A 15,507-nucleotide genomic window follows, 5' to 3' on the forward strand; every position below is an offset into this window, starting at 1 on the left:
TAAACAAAATTTACTATTAACGATTTTTTTACTGAAAACTAAGACTGAGACTGATCTCGAAACTTCAGGACTACTCCTCCTCTTTCTTGATTACCTTTCGCGCAACTTCAATTTTATATTTTTTACCCTTCATTTTTTCATCCTTGATGGCGTGCAATAAATCTTTTACTTTGTTGAATTTTACTGCTGCAAATGAAATAAAATCTTTGACTTCAATAAGACCTAAATCCCCTTTTTCTAATTTTCCTTTCTGAGAAAAGAAGCCTACGATATCTATTTTATTCAATTTATTTTTCTTCCCACCACTGATGTATATAGTTTGAAATTCAGGCGGTTTTGGTAAACTAACAGTATTATCCACTTTTAATTCCGTCATGGAGTAATCAATATAATCTAGCTTTTTCTCGCTTTCATTGAAAATAATGTATGCGGTACCTGAGTTTTGCATCCTCGCAGTACGTCCGTTTCTATGTGTAAACTCATCTTCTTTAGATGGTAAATGATAGTGAATAACATGCTTCATCTCTGGAATATCAAGTCCACGAGCAGCAAGATCAGTGGTTATTAAATAAGTCATACTGCCATTTCTAAACTGTATAAGCGCACGCTCCCGCTCCTCTTGATCCATGCCGCCATGGTAATACGTAGCATAAATACCTTTTGCATTCAAAGTATCACTTATTCTTTCAGCAGCGTCTCTATGATTACAAAATACGATTGCAGCTTGTGACTTCAAAGAACAAATTAAGTTAAACAAACTACCCATTTTATCCTTGTCTTTAGAAACAACCATTCGCATAGAAAGATTGGTTTCAACAACATGCTCAGGAATAAAATCTAAAATAGTAGGATTAAGTACACGTGTATATTTAGGTATTTCAATATCTGAAGTAGCCGAAACCAACACTCGTTTATTCAATTTGGTTAATTTCCCAATGATAAATGACATTTGCTCATGAAAACCAAGCTGTAATGATTTATCAAATTCATCTAAAATTAAGGTTTGAATTTTATCAACCCTAAAAGTTCCTCTATCAATATGATCTGCAATTCTACCTGGAGTTCCTATCAAAACAGCTGGCGGATTGCTTAAGTTTTTAATTTCAGTATCTATGGAATGCCCACCATAGCATACATTTACTTTATAATCAGTACCCATTTTTTTCCAAACTTGTTCTATTTGGAGTCCTAATTCACGTGAGGGAACTAAAATTAAACATTGCACCGAAAGTATTTCAGGCTGTAGCATTTCAAATATTGGTAGTAAAAAAGCGAGTGTTTTCCCTGAACCTGTAGGAGAAAGTAATAAAATATTATTGTCATTCAGGATAGCATCTTGTGCTACTTCTTGCATTTCATTCAGGCTTTCTATACCTAAATTCAAAAGTATATTGTTGGAGTGGTGTTTCGTATTCATTTTATTCGTTTGTGCAAAGGTACTTTTAAATTGTGACTAATGAATTTTGATGTTTAAAATTTCGATAATTTCATACATCTGCCCTATTATTAAATATTCCTTTTAAAGATTCTATAAAAAAAGCTAAATTTGAAGCTCTTATATTGACGTAATCATGAAATACTTACACTACTGTTTGCTTTTATTTAGTATTTGTTCTTTGGCACAAAATCAAAATAAATACGATACTTTTTTTGAAAAAGGCAACGGAAATCAATCGGCATCCTACCCAGAAACTATTGCGTATTACAAATTATTAGCAAAAGATTTCCCAACCATCAACGTGCAAGAAATGGGGTTAACAGATAGTGGAGACCCACTGCATATGATTGTTTTTAATCCTGAAAAGCAATTTGATTTTGGAGAAATCCAAAAAAACAAAGCCGTAATCTTGATTAATAACGGTATTCATGCCGGTGAACCAGACGGAATTGATGCTAGTATGCAACTATTTAGAGATTTAGCTTTGGGCAAAATAAAAGCTCCCAAAAATACGGTAATCGCTTGCATTCCAGTTTATAACATTGGAGGAGCTTTAAATAGAAACTCAACCTCAAGAGCGAATCAAGATGGACCAGAAATATATGGTTTTCGTGGAAACGCACGCAACTACGATTTAAATAGAGATTTTATCAAATCAGATACCCGAAACACAAAAAGTTTTGTGGACATTTTTCATAAAATAAATGCCGATGTTTTTATTGACAACCATGTTAGTAATGGATCTGATTATCAGTACAAACTCACTTATATCATGACTCAACACAATAAATTAGGAACGGTGCTAGGTGATTTTTTGAATACTAAAATGATGCCGTCAATTGTAGCTGATTTACAAAAAAAGAAAATAGAAACTACTCCATACGTAAATGCTTTTCAAGTCACTCCTGATAAGGGATTTGCACAATTTTTTGAAAGTCCCAGATATGCTACTGGATACACTTCTCTGTTCAATACAATAGGCTTTGTAGTGGAGACTCACATGCTGAAAAAATATGCAGATCGTGTAAAAGTTACGTATGAATATATGAAATCAACGATTGATTACACCGATGAAAATTATAAAACCATCAAAGAACTGCGGTTAAAAAACGAAAACCAATATGCTCCAAAGAAAAAATACACCTTAAAATGGGAAATTGACACCTCTAAAACCGAATCCTTCTTTTTTAGAGGTTTTGAGGCTAGCTATAAAAAAAGTGATGTCACTACAGGAAATCGACTTTATTACGATCAAAAAAAGCCATTTCAAAAAAACATTCCATATAACAAAGAATACAAATCTGTAAAAGAAATTGTAATTCCTCAGGCTTATATCGTCCCAAAAGGTTTTTGGCCTGTAATTGATTTATTAAAAAGTAATACAATAACTTATTCTCAACTTAAAAACGATACTATTATTGAAGTAGAAAGTTATAAAATAGCTGATTTTAAAACTAGCAGTTCAGCCTATGAAGGGCATTATTTACATCGAAATACAACCGTAAATGCTACAATTGAGAAGAGGGCTTTCGCCAAAGGAGATTATTTGATACCTACGCAACAAAAAGGGATTAAATACATTCTTGAAACTTTAGAGCCAGAGGCAGTGGATTCTTTTTTCAATTGGAATTTCTTTGATACAGTACTCCAACAAAAGGAAGGCTATTCTGATTATGTTTTTGAAGATACTGCAACTCAAATTTTTAAAGAAAACCCATCTTTGAAAGCAGAATTTGAAACAAAAAAACAAAATGACGAAGCCTTTTTAAAAAATCCCGAAACGCAACTAGATTGGATATACAAACATTCGGTTTACTATGAAAAGGCGCATTTACAATATCCGGTGTATCGAGTTTTAAAATAAAAAAAGCTCCAATTGAATTATATATAAAACACGAATTTCACGAATTTACACTAATTATTTAGTGTAAATTCCTGAAATTCGTGTTTAACTTTAATACGTCAGTATAAAACTGCTCAATCTCCTTTATATGTTTCCGAAATGCAGCACTATTTCACTAGCTTCTCTTCTTCTTCAAACAATAATTTGATATTTTCATAGGAGTTTTTCAATGCCTCTTTTATTTGTTCTGGATTCATCCAAGCTACTTTTTCAATTCCCTCTTCTAATTGTCCTTGAGGAGTTCCTTCAAAATCAGATTGCATTTCAAACCAGTGTGTCACTTTCAGCTTATACTTACCATTTCTTTTAAAGACATGATACGTTTTTTGTAATTTGTGAGAAATTGACAAGCCATTTACACCTGTTTCCTCTTCAACTTCACGCATTGCGGTATCCTCAATATCCTCCCCTTTTTCAATTCCGCCTTTAGGTAAATCCCATTTTCCGTTTCTAAAAATGAATAAAACCTCTCCTTTTTTATTATAGACCAGTCCGCCACCAGCTTTACAAACAGGAATTTTGGCTTTCAAAGTCTTCATAATCAAGGTCTCATCCGGATGATATAAATAGGCTTTATTAATTTTATTTTGAAAAATTTTCACTATAAGATGCTCAATATCAATACTCTCTAGAAGAAACAATTGAAAATCTGTTTCCTTTGAGATGTGATTTGTCAAAAAAAGTGGTTTGTCGTTAACAAAAACTTTATACATTTGTGGTATGATTTTTAATAAAGATACAGCCGAAAAAACAGCCGAATTTCTATTGCAAATAAATGCAATTAAATTGAATCCAAGAAATCCTTTTACATGGGCTTCTGGATGGCTATCCCCAATTTATTGTGATAACCGTTTAATCCTTTCATTTCCAGCCGTTAGAAATTACGTTCGCGATGAATTTTCTAAAAACATAGAAAAACAATTTGGAAAACCAGATGTAATTGCTGGAGTTGCCACGGGAGCAATAGGCATAGGAATGCTTGTAGCAGAGAGTATGGGCTTACCATTTGTATACGTAAGACCTGAACCAAAAAAACATGGCAGACAAAATCAAGTAGAGGGATTTTTACAAAAAGGCCAAAATGTTGTTGTAGTTGAAGACTTAATTAGTACAGGAAACAGCAGTTTACAAGCTGTTGAAGCCTTGAAAGAAGCTGGAGCCAATGTAAAAGGAATGGCAGCTATATTTACCTATGGTTTTAACGTGGCCGAAGAAAATTTCAAAAACGCAAATGTTGATTTGTTCACCTTAAGTAACTATCAAAATCTTTTAAATTTGGCTGTAGCCAAAAGATACATTACCGAAGAAGAAGAACAAACTTTAAGAGAATGGAACGTATCTCCATCAACCTGGAATACAAATGTTTAATTAAAAATTAACTCCCAAAATATGAACCTAGAAAGCCCAAAAGTAACAGTAGAAAAATCAGCACTTGAATTATTTAACTCATTAAGTGATGTCAAGAATTTTGAAAAATTAATGCCAGACAATATTGCTAAATTTGAAGTAATTGGCGAAGATGCTTTCATTTTTGGACTAAAAGGAATGCCTGAAATTAAATTAAAAATGAAAGAGAAAATCGCTCCTAACAAAGTTGTTCTTGGAGCTGCTAGCGATAAGCTCCCATTTACTCTAGTTGCTAATATTGAAGCCGTTAGTGATGCAAGTAGCACCGTAAAACTTGATTTTGAAGGCGATTTCAATCCTATGATGGCCATGATGATAAAAGGACCAATAGGTAAGTTCATTGAAACACTTGCTGCAAATATGAATAAACTATAATTTTTTATTCTCCTATTATAAAAAGTCTTTAAGCAATTTCTTAAAGACTTTTTTTTTAATACAGCATTTGAATTTCTTTAATATCAAATTCTTGTATGCTGTCATCCTCTAGTAAAACCTGAAGTTTTCCTATACCAGATACTCCTTGAATCAGTCCCATAAATGCAGTTCCGTTTGGTAAACTAAAAGCAGTGGGAATTTCTTTTTTAAACAAATATTGAGTGTACAATTTAGCATCAAAAGAATTAGTATCTGGCCAATTATTTGTTTTTTCTTTCATCTCACTAACAATTTCTTGAACTAGTTTTGAAATGTTAAATGAAGTAGCACTCACACATGCAAGTGAGGAAGCTTTGGGTAGATTTTCAAATTTAGTTTGGTTCACATTCAACCCTAAACCTACAATTGAAAAAATAGAACCATCACTTTTTATACTATTTTCAATCAAGATGCCACCAATTTTTTTGTTATCTGACATTATGTCGTTAGGCCATTTAATACTTAGTTTAGGGATTTGATACTTTTCTAAAACAGATATTACAGCCAACGAAACAGCGATATTTAAATTAAAAATAGAATCTATATTGTAAAGAATATTTTTAATCAAAACACTCATTATTAGATTCTTACTTTTTTCAGAAGTCCACACAGCGCCCATTTGACCTTTCCCTTTTGATTGACTTTCAGCAGTAACTACAGTAAAATTTTCTAAGTCTTGTTTACTCGCAAGTCCTTTCAGGAAGTCGTTTGTTGAATCTATGGCATCGAGTTTGATTAGTTTCATATGTAGTTTTTTGTGAAACAGAATTTAATATTGTGTTAAGGTTCAAAAATAATCACAAAAAATGGTAACTTTACAAACTTATATAAAAATAATTCATGGCGAAAAAGACTATAAACAATGATATCCTTCTGGCAAATATCATTAAAGGAATAGAAGAAGTAAAAGGAAATGATATTACCATCCTCGATTTAAGAGAAATTGATACTGCAGTATGTGACTATTTTGTAATCTCAAATGGAAATTCAAACACCCAAGTTAATGCAATTGTAAATTCAATTCAAAAAACAGTATCTAAAGAATTAAAAGATAAACCTTGGCATGTAGAGGGTACTGATAATGCAGAATGGGTATTGATGGACTATGTAAATATCGTAGTTCATGTATTTCAAAAACACATTCGAGAATATTACAACATCGAAAGTTTATGGGGCGATGCTAAAATAACAACCATAGAAAACAAATACTAAAGACACATATCCGTAGTAATGGCTAAAGAAAATAATCCAAACCCGAATAAGTTTAAAGTAAGCCCGTGGCTTGTTTACACTTCAGTAATTTTAATTCTTTTGTTCATCAGCATAACTTTCCAAGGAAATGGGCTAAATGAGCCGGGACAATTGACTGCTTCAAAATTCAACGAATACTTACAAAAAGGACAAATTGAAAAAGTTATTGTTTATAATAAAACCGAAGCAGAAGTTTTCTTGAATGCCAATGCCATCAAAGAAGTAGCTCATAAAAAAGTATCCAAAGATGTTTTTGATAGACAAAATAAAGGTCCTCATTATACATTTGACATTGGAAACGATCAAATTTTTCAAAACAAGTTAGAAAAAGCAGTTGCTGAGGGAAAATTAAAAGATTTTAGTTTTTTACCAAAAAACAATTGGTCGGATATTTTAATCAGTTTACTTCCTATCATCATAATTATCGCAGTTTGGATTTTTATCATGCGTAAAATGTCTGGTGGCGGTGCTGGCGGTGGTGGACAAATTTTCAACATTGGAAAATCGAAAGCTAAACTTTTTGATGAAAAAACGGATATCAAAACTACATTTAAAGATGTAGCGGGTCTTGAAGGTGCAAAAGAAGAAATACAAGAAATTGTAGAATTTCTTAAAAACCCTGAAAAATACACCAATCTGGGTGGTAAAATACCAAAAGGCGCCTTACTTGTAGGACCTCCAGGAACAGGAAAAACATTATTAGCCAAAGCTGTTGCCGGCGAAGCTCAAGTACCATTTTTCTCTTTATCAGGATCTGATTTTGTTGAAATGTTTGTTGGTGTAGGTGCGTCACGTGTAAGAGACTTATTTAAACAAGCTAAAGAAAAATCACCTGCCATCATTTTCATTGACGAAATTGATGCTGTAGGTAGAGCTAGAGGTAAAAGCAACATGTCAGGCGGTAACGATGAGCGTGAAAATACGTTGAACCAATTATTGACAGAAATGGATGGTTTTGGCACCAATTCTAATGTTATTGTACTTGCTGCAACAAATAGAGCTGACGTACTAGATAAAGCTTTAATGCGTGCTGGTCGTTTTGACAGACAAATTTTTGTAGACTTACCAGACATTCGTGAAAGAGCCGAAATATTTAAAGTGCATTTAGCTCCTTTGAAAAAAATTGAAGGTCTTGATACTGACTTTTTAGCCAAACAAACTCCAGGTTTTTCAGGTGCTGATATTGCAAATGTATGTAACGAAGCTGCTTTAATAGCTGCTAGAAACAACAAATCTGCAGTGGATAAACAAGATTTCCTAGACGCTGTTGATAGAATAGTTGGTGGTTTAGAGAAGAAAAATAAAATTGTAACTCCAGAAGAGAAAAAAGCAATTGCAATACACGAAGCGGGTCACGCAACTGTTAGCTGGATGCTAGAGCACGCTGCTCCATTAATAAAAGTAACAATAGTACCTAGAGGGCAAAGTTTAGGTGCAGCATGGTATTTACCAGAGGAAAGACTAATTGTACGTCCAGACCAAATGCTTGATGAAATGTGTGCTACAATGGGTGGTAGAGCTGCTGAAAAAGTAACTTTTGATAGAATATCTACTGGAGCATTGAGTGACTTAGAGAAAGTAACCAAACAAGCTCGCGCGATGGTCACCGTTTATGGTTTGAATGAGAAAATAGGAAACGTTACCTATTATGATTCAACAGGACAAAGTGAGTATAACTTCTCAAAACCATACTCTGAAGAGACTGCAAAAGTTATTGATGAGGAGATCTCGTTATTAATTGAAAGCCAATACCAAAGAGCGATTCAAATTCTAGAAGACAACAAAGACAAGCTAAATCAACTTGCCAACATCTTAATAGAGAAAGAAGTAATATTTAAAGATGATCTTGAGGCAATTTTTGGTAAAAGAACATTTGACAAAAACCTTGAAGAAGTCGTATCGTAAATAATACATAATATCAATTATTTTTAAAATCTTAATTCAAAAACTATTTTTGAATTAAGATTTTTTTATCTTTGAACGGTTTTTATACCTTTAATTATTGTTTTCAAAAATAAATATGAGTCTTTTTAGAAAAATTTTTGGTTCAAGTCATCCGGCTGCTGAAGAGCAAAAAGAAAGTGAATTTAGTACTTACTATAAGGAACCAACTGTGTCTATAGACGAGCAATTTATTTTTAATTTCAAAAAAAACGGTGGTAAATTTTTATACTGTGAAAACAACTTAGAAATTACGGAGCAGTTTGAAAACATACTTGAAGAAAACGACTGGTTTGAAAGCGAAGTACTTTGTTACGATCCTGAACTTTTCCAGTTACTTGATGACAATAAACTTACATATGACAAACCTGAAAATCCTAAATTTTTACTTTCTAGTTGTGAAAGTTTGATTGCCGAAGAGGGTTCTATCTTGTTTTCATCCAAACAAATCAAACAACACAAACCAAACGATCTTCCTACAAACATGATTATTTTGGCTAAAGCCAGCCAAATCATGGGAACCAAAAGCGATGGTTTAAGTGCCATCAAGAAAAAATACGAAAGAGATTATCCAACTAATATTTCAACTATAAAGTATTTCGAAAAAGCCAAAGAAGAGGACTTCACCCAATATGGAAGTTCCGCAAAGAATCTGTATTTATTGCTTTTAGAAGATCTTTAAGATGAATGAAACTCTAAAACGAGGAATATCTGGAGTAGTTTACATAGTTTTACTACTTATATCTATATTATATTCGACCGAAACTTTTTTTATACTTTTTGGTATATTTTTGCTCATTGCCATATATGAATTTTGTAATCTGGTACAAATTCATAAAGTGTTTCCAATCATTTTTGGCTTTTCATTGTACTCTACAGTGGCACTTGTAAGCCATTATAATAAAGAAACTGTTACTTTTTTAAAGACTAATTTTGACTTAGATATAGACTTAAACATCAATATTCAGCAATTAAATATTGTTCTACTGGTCATTGCTCTTGTTGTAACTTTAAAATGTATTCTTTTTTTATTTTATGATTCTATCCAAAAAATTAATACTTCGTCAAAATATCTATATCTATTAGGTTACATAATCCTTCCTTTTGTGTTTATTACTAAAATATCTTTTGGAGTTATTGATTACAATCCTAAAATTATCATTGGACTATTTATACTCATTTGGACTAACGATACCTTTGCGTACATTGTTGGGAAATCCATTGGAAAAACAAAATTACTAGAAAAAATATCTCCTAAAAAAACAGTTGAAGGTTTTCTAGGTGGACTTCTCTTTGCGGTTCTTGCAGGATATTTAATATCAAAATATTACATCAAAGCCAAACCCGAGTTTAGTGAACGTTCCATACTAATTTGGACATCAATTGCAGTTATTGTGGGGGTTGCAGGAACAATTGGGGATTTAATTGAATCTAAATTCAAGCGAATTGCAAACGTAAAAGACAGCGGAAACATCATGCCGGGTCATGGAGGTATACTAGATCGACTAGATAGTGTTATATTTGTAGCACCATTAATATTTTTATTCTATCAAATTTTAAATTATGTTTCATAAAGAAGGAACCCAATCTATTTTACTAGGCACCATTTTTACTGCGGTTGTCCTTTTATTGTCTGACAATTTAATTGAGACCAACTGGCTCAAAATGGCTGTTCAAATACTAGCTCTTTTGCTGTTGATCATCATTTTACAATTTTTTAGAAACCCTAAAAGAACTGTAATTATTAATGACAACCAAATAATTGCGCCTGTTGATGGTAAAGTAGTAGTAATTGAAGAGGTATATGAAGGAGAATATTTTAAAGACAAAAGACTTCAAGTATCTATTTTCATGTCGCCAATAAATGTTCACGTTACTCGATATGCCTTGAGTGGAATTGTTAAGTTTAGTAAATACCATCCTGGTAAATTTCTTGTTGCTTGGCACCCTAAGGCAAGTGAAGAAAATGAAAGAACAACAATTGTTGTAGAAAATAGTACTTTTGGTGGCGTTTTGTACCGTCAAATTGCTGGAGCACTGGCACGTAGAATTGTAAATTATGCATTAGAAGGAACTCAAGTAACTCAAGGTACCGATGCTGGATTTATAAAATTTGGATCAAGAGTTGATATATTTTTACCTTTGGGAACTCCTATTAATGTGGAATTGAACCAAAAGGCTATTGGAGGAAAAACTATTATTGCAACCAAGGCATAATGACCAAAAAGGATTTAGATACTTTATTCCAAGAAGCTGTAGCTAAGGCAGCCGATATGACGCAAGCATCCTTACCACAGGATGTACAATTGCGGTTGTACGCTTTTTACAAACAAGCTACTTATGGCACTGTTGATTTAAGACAAAATTCATCGTTTCACTTGAGAGATGCATTTAAAACAAACGCTTGGATGCAAATAAGTCATTTATCTCCTGATGAAGCCAAACAATATTATATTGAAATCATTGACTCACTAATAAAATCATAATTTACCCATGAAAAAAGCATTTTATGTGTTGCCATTAGTTTGTGCAACAGTTTTTATAGTATCCTGTAATGAGAAAAAATTAATAGAAGTTGTTGAAGTCCCCTTGCCTACTGCTACAGAGCAAAAAACAGTTATGGGATCGCCTGATAATGTAAAAGCTGATGAAGGTTCGTTTCAGTTAGAAAAACTGCCGTATGCGTATGATGCGCTAGCTCCGAGCATATCAGCTACTACAATGGAGTTACATTACTCCAAACATTATTTAAATTACACAAATAATTTAAATAGTACCATAAAAGGAACTCCGCTAGAAAACTTAACCATAGAAGAAGTGCTAGCAAAACTAGACCCTAATGATGCTGCAATTCGTAACAATGCGGGAGGATACTACAACCACAGTTTGTTTTGGAAATGTATGGGTCCAAAAGCTGGCGGTGAGCCTAAAAATACTTTAGCTAGTGCCATGATAACTGATTTTGGATCTTACGGTAATTTTATGTCTCTTTTTAAAGATGAAGCTACAAAACATTTTGGATCAGGTTGGGTTTGGCTTATAGTAGATAAAACGGGTAAATTACAAGTTACAACAACTACAAATCAAGACAATCCTTTGATGCGAAATGCTATTATTCCAGGAACACCAATTCTTGCACTTGACTTATGGGAACATGCCTATTATATGGATTATCAATACCGAAGAAAAAACTACGTTGATAATTTTTTTAATATTATCAACTGGAATAAAATTGAAGAAAACTATACGGCTGTAGCCATTAAATAGTTCTCTTAAAAAGAAAAAAAGCTGCTAAAATTTTTAGCAGCTTTTTTTTATCCTTACAGTTGTAATATGAAAGATTCTAATGGATTAATTTTAATTTGCAAGGTTCCTTCTCCTTGAAAAACGTTTACTTCTGAAGAATACATCTGATACAATTGATCTTTTACAGTATATGAACCGTCTATTAATTGCCACTTTTTAATAAGGTCTTTTGAAATTTTAAGTTCAAAAGTACTTGTGGTCACTGATGAAAAATTAGTAACAACAATTAATTTTTGCTCTGTAGACCAACGGACAAAAGAAAAAATACTTTCGTCATAACCTTTTGTAAATTGACGGTTTTGAGTATGCAACTCCTGATAATCGCCCATCAATGCGGAACTATTCAAAGAAAAGTTAAGAAGTCTTTTGTAAAAATCTCGCAACTCTTTTTCGTTTGCTGTTAATAACGCTCCATCAAATTTGCCATTATTCATCCAGCGCTGGTGATTTGGCACACCAACATAATCAAAAATTGATGTTCTTGAATGTGTTCCAAATCCAGCATTCTCATTGCCAGCTTCACCAACTTCTTGACCAAAATAAACCATGGTAGGAGCTGAACTTATGGTTGTTGAAACTACCATCAATGGTTTTCCTTTTTCAGCTGATCCGGCAAATTCTGGACTCGCTAAGCGCTGCTCATCATGATTGTCTAGAAAATGAAGCATGTGGTTTTCAATGTCTTTTAAACCATTCTGAATTTCTACCAACCGATCTGGTGTAGCTTGACCTTTTACGATGGCTTTCAAAGCGTCATAAGTCTCTACTTTGTCATACAAATAATCCATTTTACCAAGATGAATGTAATTTCTATACTCTTTTGGGTTGTAAACTTCGGCTAATAGAAAAGCTTCTGGATTTTTCATTTTAATGGCTGAATTCATATAACTCCAAAATTCATAAGGCACCATTTCAGCCATGTCAAATCGGAAACCATCTACCCCTTTTGCTGTCCAATACAAAGCTATGTCTTTGAATTTAACCCACGAATTGGGTACATTTTTATTTTTCCAAAATTCAAAATGCTCCTGAACTGTTTTTTTATCATATCGTGCTGGAAGTTCTGGAAAATCTTTGGACCCATCCGGACGAATCCCATAATTTACTTTTACGGTCTCGTACCAATCATTCTTATCTGGTTTTGCCTTTCGGGAGCCATTTCCAGTCCATTTTGCTGGATTTTCTTCAAATTTTCCATCAACCAACGGATGAACTTCTCCGTTTAAAGGTGCATTCGTATCAGGAACTTCAAATTTAGCATTTGGAATATAATAAAAGTTGTTATCTCGTTTATATTCAACATTAGTATCATCATCAACACCAAAATCCCGAACTCCTTCCGGATTGTTTTTACCCTCGTACTTGCGCGCTAAGTGATTTGGGACAATATCACTAATCACTTTTAATCCCGCTTGATGCGTTCTATCAATAAGTGCTTCAAATTCTTGCAATCGGTTTTCAGGATTTACAGCTAAATCTGGGTTAACATTGTAATAATCTTTTACGGCATAAGGCGATCCTGCTCTACCTTTCACCACTTCTGGGTCATCATTAGAAATTCCGATAGCGGTATAATCCCGAATTAAAGCATGATGTGGCACTCCTGTATACCAAATATGACTTACACCCAAATCCTTTATTTCTTGCAAGGCTGTTGTTGTAAAATCGTTGAACTTCCCTACTCCATTTTCTTCAATAGTTCCCCAAGGTTTGTTGGTGGTATTTTTATTTCCAAATAATCGCGTAAAAACTTGATACACGACTTCTTTTTTACGTGCAACAGGTTCTTTTTGAGTAGTATTCATTTTCAAATCAGTTGTTTTGCAGGCTATTGCCAATAATCCCAAGCCTACACCCGCAACAATAGTTCTTTTTTTCATCATAGTTATCATTAGTGCTGATGTCAATAGGTCTTACACCAAATAGACATCAGTTTTTAAATTTAATATTTTTTATACTAGATGAAGTGAAAAACAATTAAAATTATACCATTCTAAGTGCTAGTGAACAAACTACAACGAAAGAGTAGTTTTATTTGTTGATAACTTTTAGCAGCTAAACCTATCCTTTAAAGTCCGTTTTTGACAAATTATAAATAAATCCTAATATGGATTAGGATTGTTTCCTTTTTCATAAATTTGACAAAAATTAGATCCATTGAAAAAAACACTTTTTTTCCTTACTCAACTAGCAATTTTATTGATTTCGCAGTTTGTTTTGGCGCAAGCCTCAAAAGTTATAGTTATAGAAAATGTCGATTTTGAAGAAGTTAATGACATAGAAGTTCCAGACGCGGTTTTATTGATGGGAAACGTTCGAGCAAGTCACGACGGTATTGTACTTACCTGTAACAAAGCTTATTATTTTAAAAAAGAAAAATACATCAAAGCTTTTGGAAATGTACAAATGGTACAAGGAGATACTTTGTTTTTGAATAGTAAATATGCCGAGTATAATGCAAATGTTAAAAAAGCATATGCTTCTGGTGACGCAGTTATGAGTTCGCCGGACGCAACCTTAGTAACAGATATCATCAATTTTGACCGAAATATTCAAGAAGCGTATTACGATACACCGGGAACTATTACCAATAAAGACAATACACTTAAGAGTAATTCAGGTAGGTATTATGTAAAGGAAAAGAAGTTTCAATTCCTCACTGCAGTTACGATTACCAATCCTACATATGTGATCAAATCGAATCATTTGGATTATTTTAGTAATTCGGGACATTCTTATCTTTTAGGACCCTCAACAATTACCAGTAAAGCCAATTACATTTACACCGAAAAAGGATTTTATGATACCAAAAAGAACCTAGCACACTTTCTAAACAAATCTTATATCAAATATGACGACAGAGTGATTAAAGGTGACAGTTTGTATTATGATAGAAACAGAGAATTTGCATCGGCGACTCGAAATGTAAAAATAACAGATTCTATAAACCGCGGTATTGTCAAAGGACATTATGCCGAAGTGTTTAAAAAACAAGATTCTATGTATGTTACGAAAAGAGCCGTAGCAGTAAATTTTGTCGAAAATGACTCGGTTTATATTCACGGAAAAAAACTAATGGTTACTGGAAAAGAAGGAAACAGAATCATAAGAGCCTTTAATAACGTCCGATTTTTCAAAAAGGATATGAGTGGAAAATGTGATTCGATACATTCTAGTACCAAAATGGGACTGACAAAAATGATAGGAAATCCAATACTTTGGAACGCAGAAAACCAAATTACGGGCGACATTATGCATTTGATAGGAGATAAAACTACTCAAAAATTAGACTCTCTTAAAGTACTCGAAAATACTTTTATTCTATCAAAAGACACCTTGGGAACAGGATACAATCAAGTCAAGGGACAAAATCTATATGGGAAATTTCTAGAAGGAAAATTACACGATGTCGACATTATCAAAAACGCAGAAGTCATTTACTACATGCGTAATGAAGCACAAGAATTGATAGGAATTAACAAAAATAAAAGCAGTAAAATAAATTTAGTACTGGCTGATAATGAGATCGAAACCATTACTTTTTTTCAAGATGTAGATGGCGATATTTTCCCCGAAAACGAACTGCCCGAAAATGCTAGAAAACTACGAGGCCTAGTTTGGCGAGGCGATGAACGTATAAAATCAAAGGACGATATTTTTCCTCCAGAAGAAAATGAAGATAATGAAAAAATTGCCAAAGCCACTAAATCAGCTCAAGGCAAAGGGAATATTCCGTTGAAAATTAGGAAAGAAACGCTGAATTACGATAAAAAGAAAGTAAAGAAGTAGTCTCAGTTTGCAGTCACAGTGAACAGTCACAGTGAAAAGCGAACAGTATCATTTTTCA

At 33.1% G+C, this 15,507-nt stretch carries 15 protein-coding genes; 11 read left to right on the plus strand and 4 right to left on the minus strand.

Annotation, left to right across the window (positions count from 1 at the left end; all coding sequences use genetic code 11):
• Positions 1-70 precede the first annotated feature (70 nt).
• On the minus strand, positions 71-1,417 hold the full coding sequence (locus K5V07_RS09700) for a DEAD/DEAH box helicase (protein WP_221917295.1): 1,347 nt from the start codon (positions 1,415-1,417) through the stop codon (positions 71-73).
• Positions 1,418-1,571: 154 nt separating this feature from the next.
• Here K5V07_RS09700 and K5V07_RS09705 point away from each other — a divergent pair, with 154 nt between their 5' ends.
• Positions 1,572-3,302, plus strand: a complete 1,731-nt coding sequence (locus K5V07_RS09705) for a M14 family metallopeptidase (RefSeq protein ID WP_221917297.1) — start codon at positions 1,572-1,574, stop codon at positions 3,300-3,302.
• 146 nt (positions 3,303-3,448) lie between these two features.
• Here K5V07_RS09705 and K5V07_RS09710 read toward each other — a convergent pair whose 3' ends face one another.
• Positions 3,449-4,054, minus strand: a complete 606-nt coding sequence (locus K5V07_RS09710) for an NUDIX hydrolase (RefSeq protein ID WP_086453762.1) — start codon at positions 4,052-4,054, stop codon at positions 3,449-3,451.
• 7 nt (positions 4,055-4,061) lie between these two features.
• Here K5V07_RS09710 and pyrE point away from each other — a divergent pair, with 7 nt between their 5' ends.
• Entirely contained in the window at positions 4,062-4,709 is a 648-nt protein-coding gene (gene pyrE / locus K5V07_RS09715) for an orotate phosphoribosyltransferase (RefSeq protein ID WP_221917299.1), read from the plus strand.
• A 21-nt stretch (positions 4,710-4,730) separates the two neighbouring features.
• Positions 4,731-5,123, plus strand: coding sequence for an orotate phosphoribosyltransferase (locus K5V07_RS09720; protein WP_086453763.1), 393 nt, complete (start codon positions 4,731-4,733; stop codon positions 5,121-5,123).
• A 55-nt stretch (positions 5,124-5,178) separates the two neighbouring features.
• On the opposite strand, the gene K5V07_RS09725 is transcribed toward K5V07_RS09720, so the two are convergent.
• Positions 5,179-5,907, minus strand: a complete 729-nt coding sequence (locus K5V07_RS09725) for a biotin--[acetyl-CoA-carboxylase] ligase (protein ID WP_221917300.1) — start codon at positions 5,905-5,907, stop codon at positions 5,179-5,181.
• Positions 5,908-6,002: 95 nt separating this feature from the next.
• Between K5V07_RS09725 and rsfS the strand changes: the two genes are divergently transcribed.
• The 7 genes from rsfS to K5V07_RS09760 all read left to right on the plus strand — a co-directional run bounded on the left by rsfS (position 6,003) and on the right by K5V07_RS09760 (position 11,621).
• A complete protein-coding gene (gene rsfS / locus K5V07_RS09730) occupies positions 6,003-6,374 on the plus strand; it encodes a ribosome silencing factor (protein WP_086453765.1) in 372 nt (123 codons plus the stop codon).
• Between the two features lie 18 nt (positions 6,375-6,392).
• Positions 6,393-8,318 carry an ATP-dependent zinc metalloprotease FtsH gene (ftsH, locus tag K5V07_RS09735; RefSeq protein ID WP_221917301.1) on the plus strand — a complete coding sequence of 642 codons (1,926 nt, stop codon included), beginning with the start codon at positions 6,393-6,395 and terminating at the stop codon, positions 8,316-8,318.
• A 115-nt stretch (positions 8,319-8,433) separates the two neighbouring features.
• A complete protein-coding gene (locus tag K5V07_RS09740; protein WP_221917302.1) occupies positions 8,434-9,036 on the plus strand; it encodes a lactate utilization protein in 603 nt (200 codons plus the stop codon).
• Between the two features lies 1 nt (position 9,037).
• Positions 9,038-9,928 carry a phosphatidate cytidylyltransferase gene (locus K5V07_RS09745; RefSeq protein WP_221917303.1) on the plus strand — a complete coding sequence of 297 codons (891 nt, stop codon included), beginning with the start codon at positions 9,038-9,040 and terminating at the stop codon, positions 9,926-9,928.
• Complete coding sequence (locus tag K5V07_RS09750) at positions 9,918-10,571, plus strand: phosphatidylserine decarboxylase family protein (protein WP_221917304.1); 654 nt, start codon at positions 9,918-9,920, stop codon at positions 10,569-10,571. Before K5V07_RS09745 ends, K5V07_RS09750 begins: the two co-directional genes overlap by 11 nt.
• Positions 10,571-10,840 carry an acyl-CoA-binding protein gene (locus K5V07_RS09755; protein WP_221917305.1) on the plus strand — a complete coding sequence of 90 codons (270 nt, stop codon included), beginning with the start codon at positions 10,571-10,573 and terminating at the stop codon, positions 10,838-10,840. Before K5V07_RS09750 ends, K5V07_RS09755 begins: the two co-directional genes overlap by 1 nt.
• A 7-nt stretch (positions 10,841-10,847) precedes the next feature.
• Complete coding sequence (locus K5V07_RS09760) at positions 10,848-11,621, plus strand: superoxide dismutase (protein WP_221917306.1); 774 nt, start codon at positions 10,848-10,850, stop codon at positions 11,619-11,621.
• A 53-nt stretch (positions 11,622-11,674) separates the two neighbouring features.
• Here the strand turns inward: K5V07_RS09760 and K5V07_RS09765 are convergent, their stop codons facing one another.
• Entirely contained in the window at positions 11,675-13,543 is a 1,869-nt protein-coding gene (locus K5V07_RS09765) for an alpha-amylase family protein (protein ID WP_221917309.1), read from the minus strand.
• A 274-nt stretch (positions 13,544-13,817) separates the two neighbouring features.
• Here K5V07_RS09765 and K5V07_RS09770 point away from each other — a divergent pair, with 274 nt between their 5' ends.
• On the plus strand, positions 13,818-15,449 hold the full coding sequence (locus K5V07_RS09770; protein WP_221917310.1) for an OstA-like protein: 1,632 nt from the start codon (positions 13,818-13,820) through the stop codon (positions 15,447-15,449).
• The last annotated feature ends 58 nt before the right edge of the window (positions 15,450-15,507 follow it).

The organism is Flavobacterium sp. CHNK8 (assembly GCF_019774515.1).
GTDB classification, from domain to species: Bacteria; Bacteroidota; Bacteroidia; order Flavobacteriales; family Flavobacteriaceae; genus Flavobacterium; species Flavobacterium tiangeerense.

What these genes read in the sequence shown, in the direction of transcription:
- K5V07_RS09700 (WP_221917295.1), bottom strand. Translation starts at nt 1,417, where the DNA reads ATGAATACGAAACACCACTCCAACAATATACTTTTGAATTTAGGTATA.
- K5V07_RS09710 (WP_086453762.1), bottom strand. Translation starts at nt 4,054, where the DNA reads ATGTATAAAGTTTTTGTTAACGACAAACCACTTTTTTTGACAAATCAC.
- K5V07_RS09765 (WP_221917309.1), bottom strand. Translation starts at nt 13,543, where the DNA reads ATGATGAAAAAAAGAACTATTGTTGCGGGTGTAGGCTTGGGATTATTG.
- K5V07_RS09745 (WP_221917303.1), top strand. Translation starts at nt 9,038, where the DNA reads ATGAATGAAACTCTAAAACGAGGAATATCTGGAGTAGTTTACATAGTT.
- rsfS (WP_086453765.1), top strand. Translation starts at nt 6,003, where the DNA reads ATGGCGAAAAAGACTATAAACAATGATATCCTTCTGGCAAATATCATT.
- K5V07_RS09760 (WP_221917306.1), top strand. Translation starts at nt 10,848, where the DNA reads ATGAAAAAAGCATTTTATGTGTTGCCATTAGTTTGTGCAACAGTTTTT.
- K5V07_RS09705 (WP_221917297.1), top strand. Translation starts at nt 1,572, where the DNA reads ATGAAATACTTACACTACTGTTTGCTTTTATTTAGTATTTGTTCTTTG.
- K5V07_RS09740 (WP_221917302.1), top strand. Translation starts at nt 8,434, where the DNA reads ATGAGTCTTTTTAGAAAAATTTTTGGTTCAAGTCATCCGGCTGCTGAA.
- K5V07_RS09725 (WP_221917300.1), bottom strand. Translation starts at nt 5,907, where the DNA reads ATGAAACTAATCAAACTCGATGCCATAGATTCAACAAACGACTTCCTG.
- K5V07_RS09755 (WP_221917305.1), top strand. Translation starts at nt 10,571, where the DNA reads ATGACCAAAAAGGATTTAGATACTTTATTCCAAGAAGCTGTAGCTAAG.
- ftsH (WP_221917301.1), top strand. Translation starts at nt 6,393, where the DNA reads ATGGCTAAAGAAAATAATCCAAACCCGAATAAGTTTAAAGTAAGCCCG.
- K5V07_RS09720 (WP_086453763.1), top strand. Translation starts at nt 4,731, where the DNA reads ATGAACCTAGAAAGCCCAAAAGTAACAGTAGAAAAATCAGCACTTGAA.
- pyrE (WP_221917299.1), top strand. Translation starts at nt 4,062, where the DNA reads ATGATTTTTAATAAAGATACAGCCGAAAAAACAGCCGAATTTCTATTG.
- K5V07_RS09750 (WP_221917304.1), top strand. Translation starts at nt 9,918, where the DNA reads ATGTTTCATAAAGAAGGAACCCAATCTATTTTACTAGGCACCATTTTT.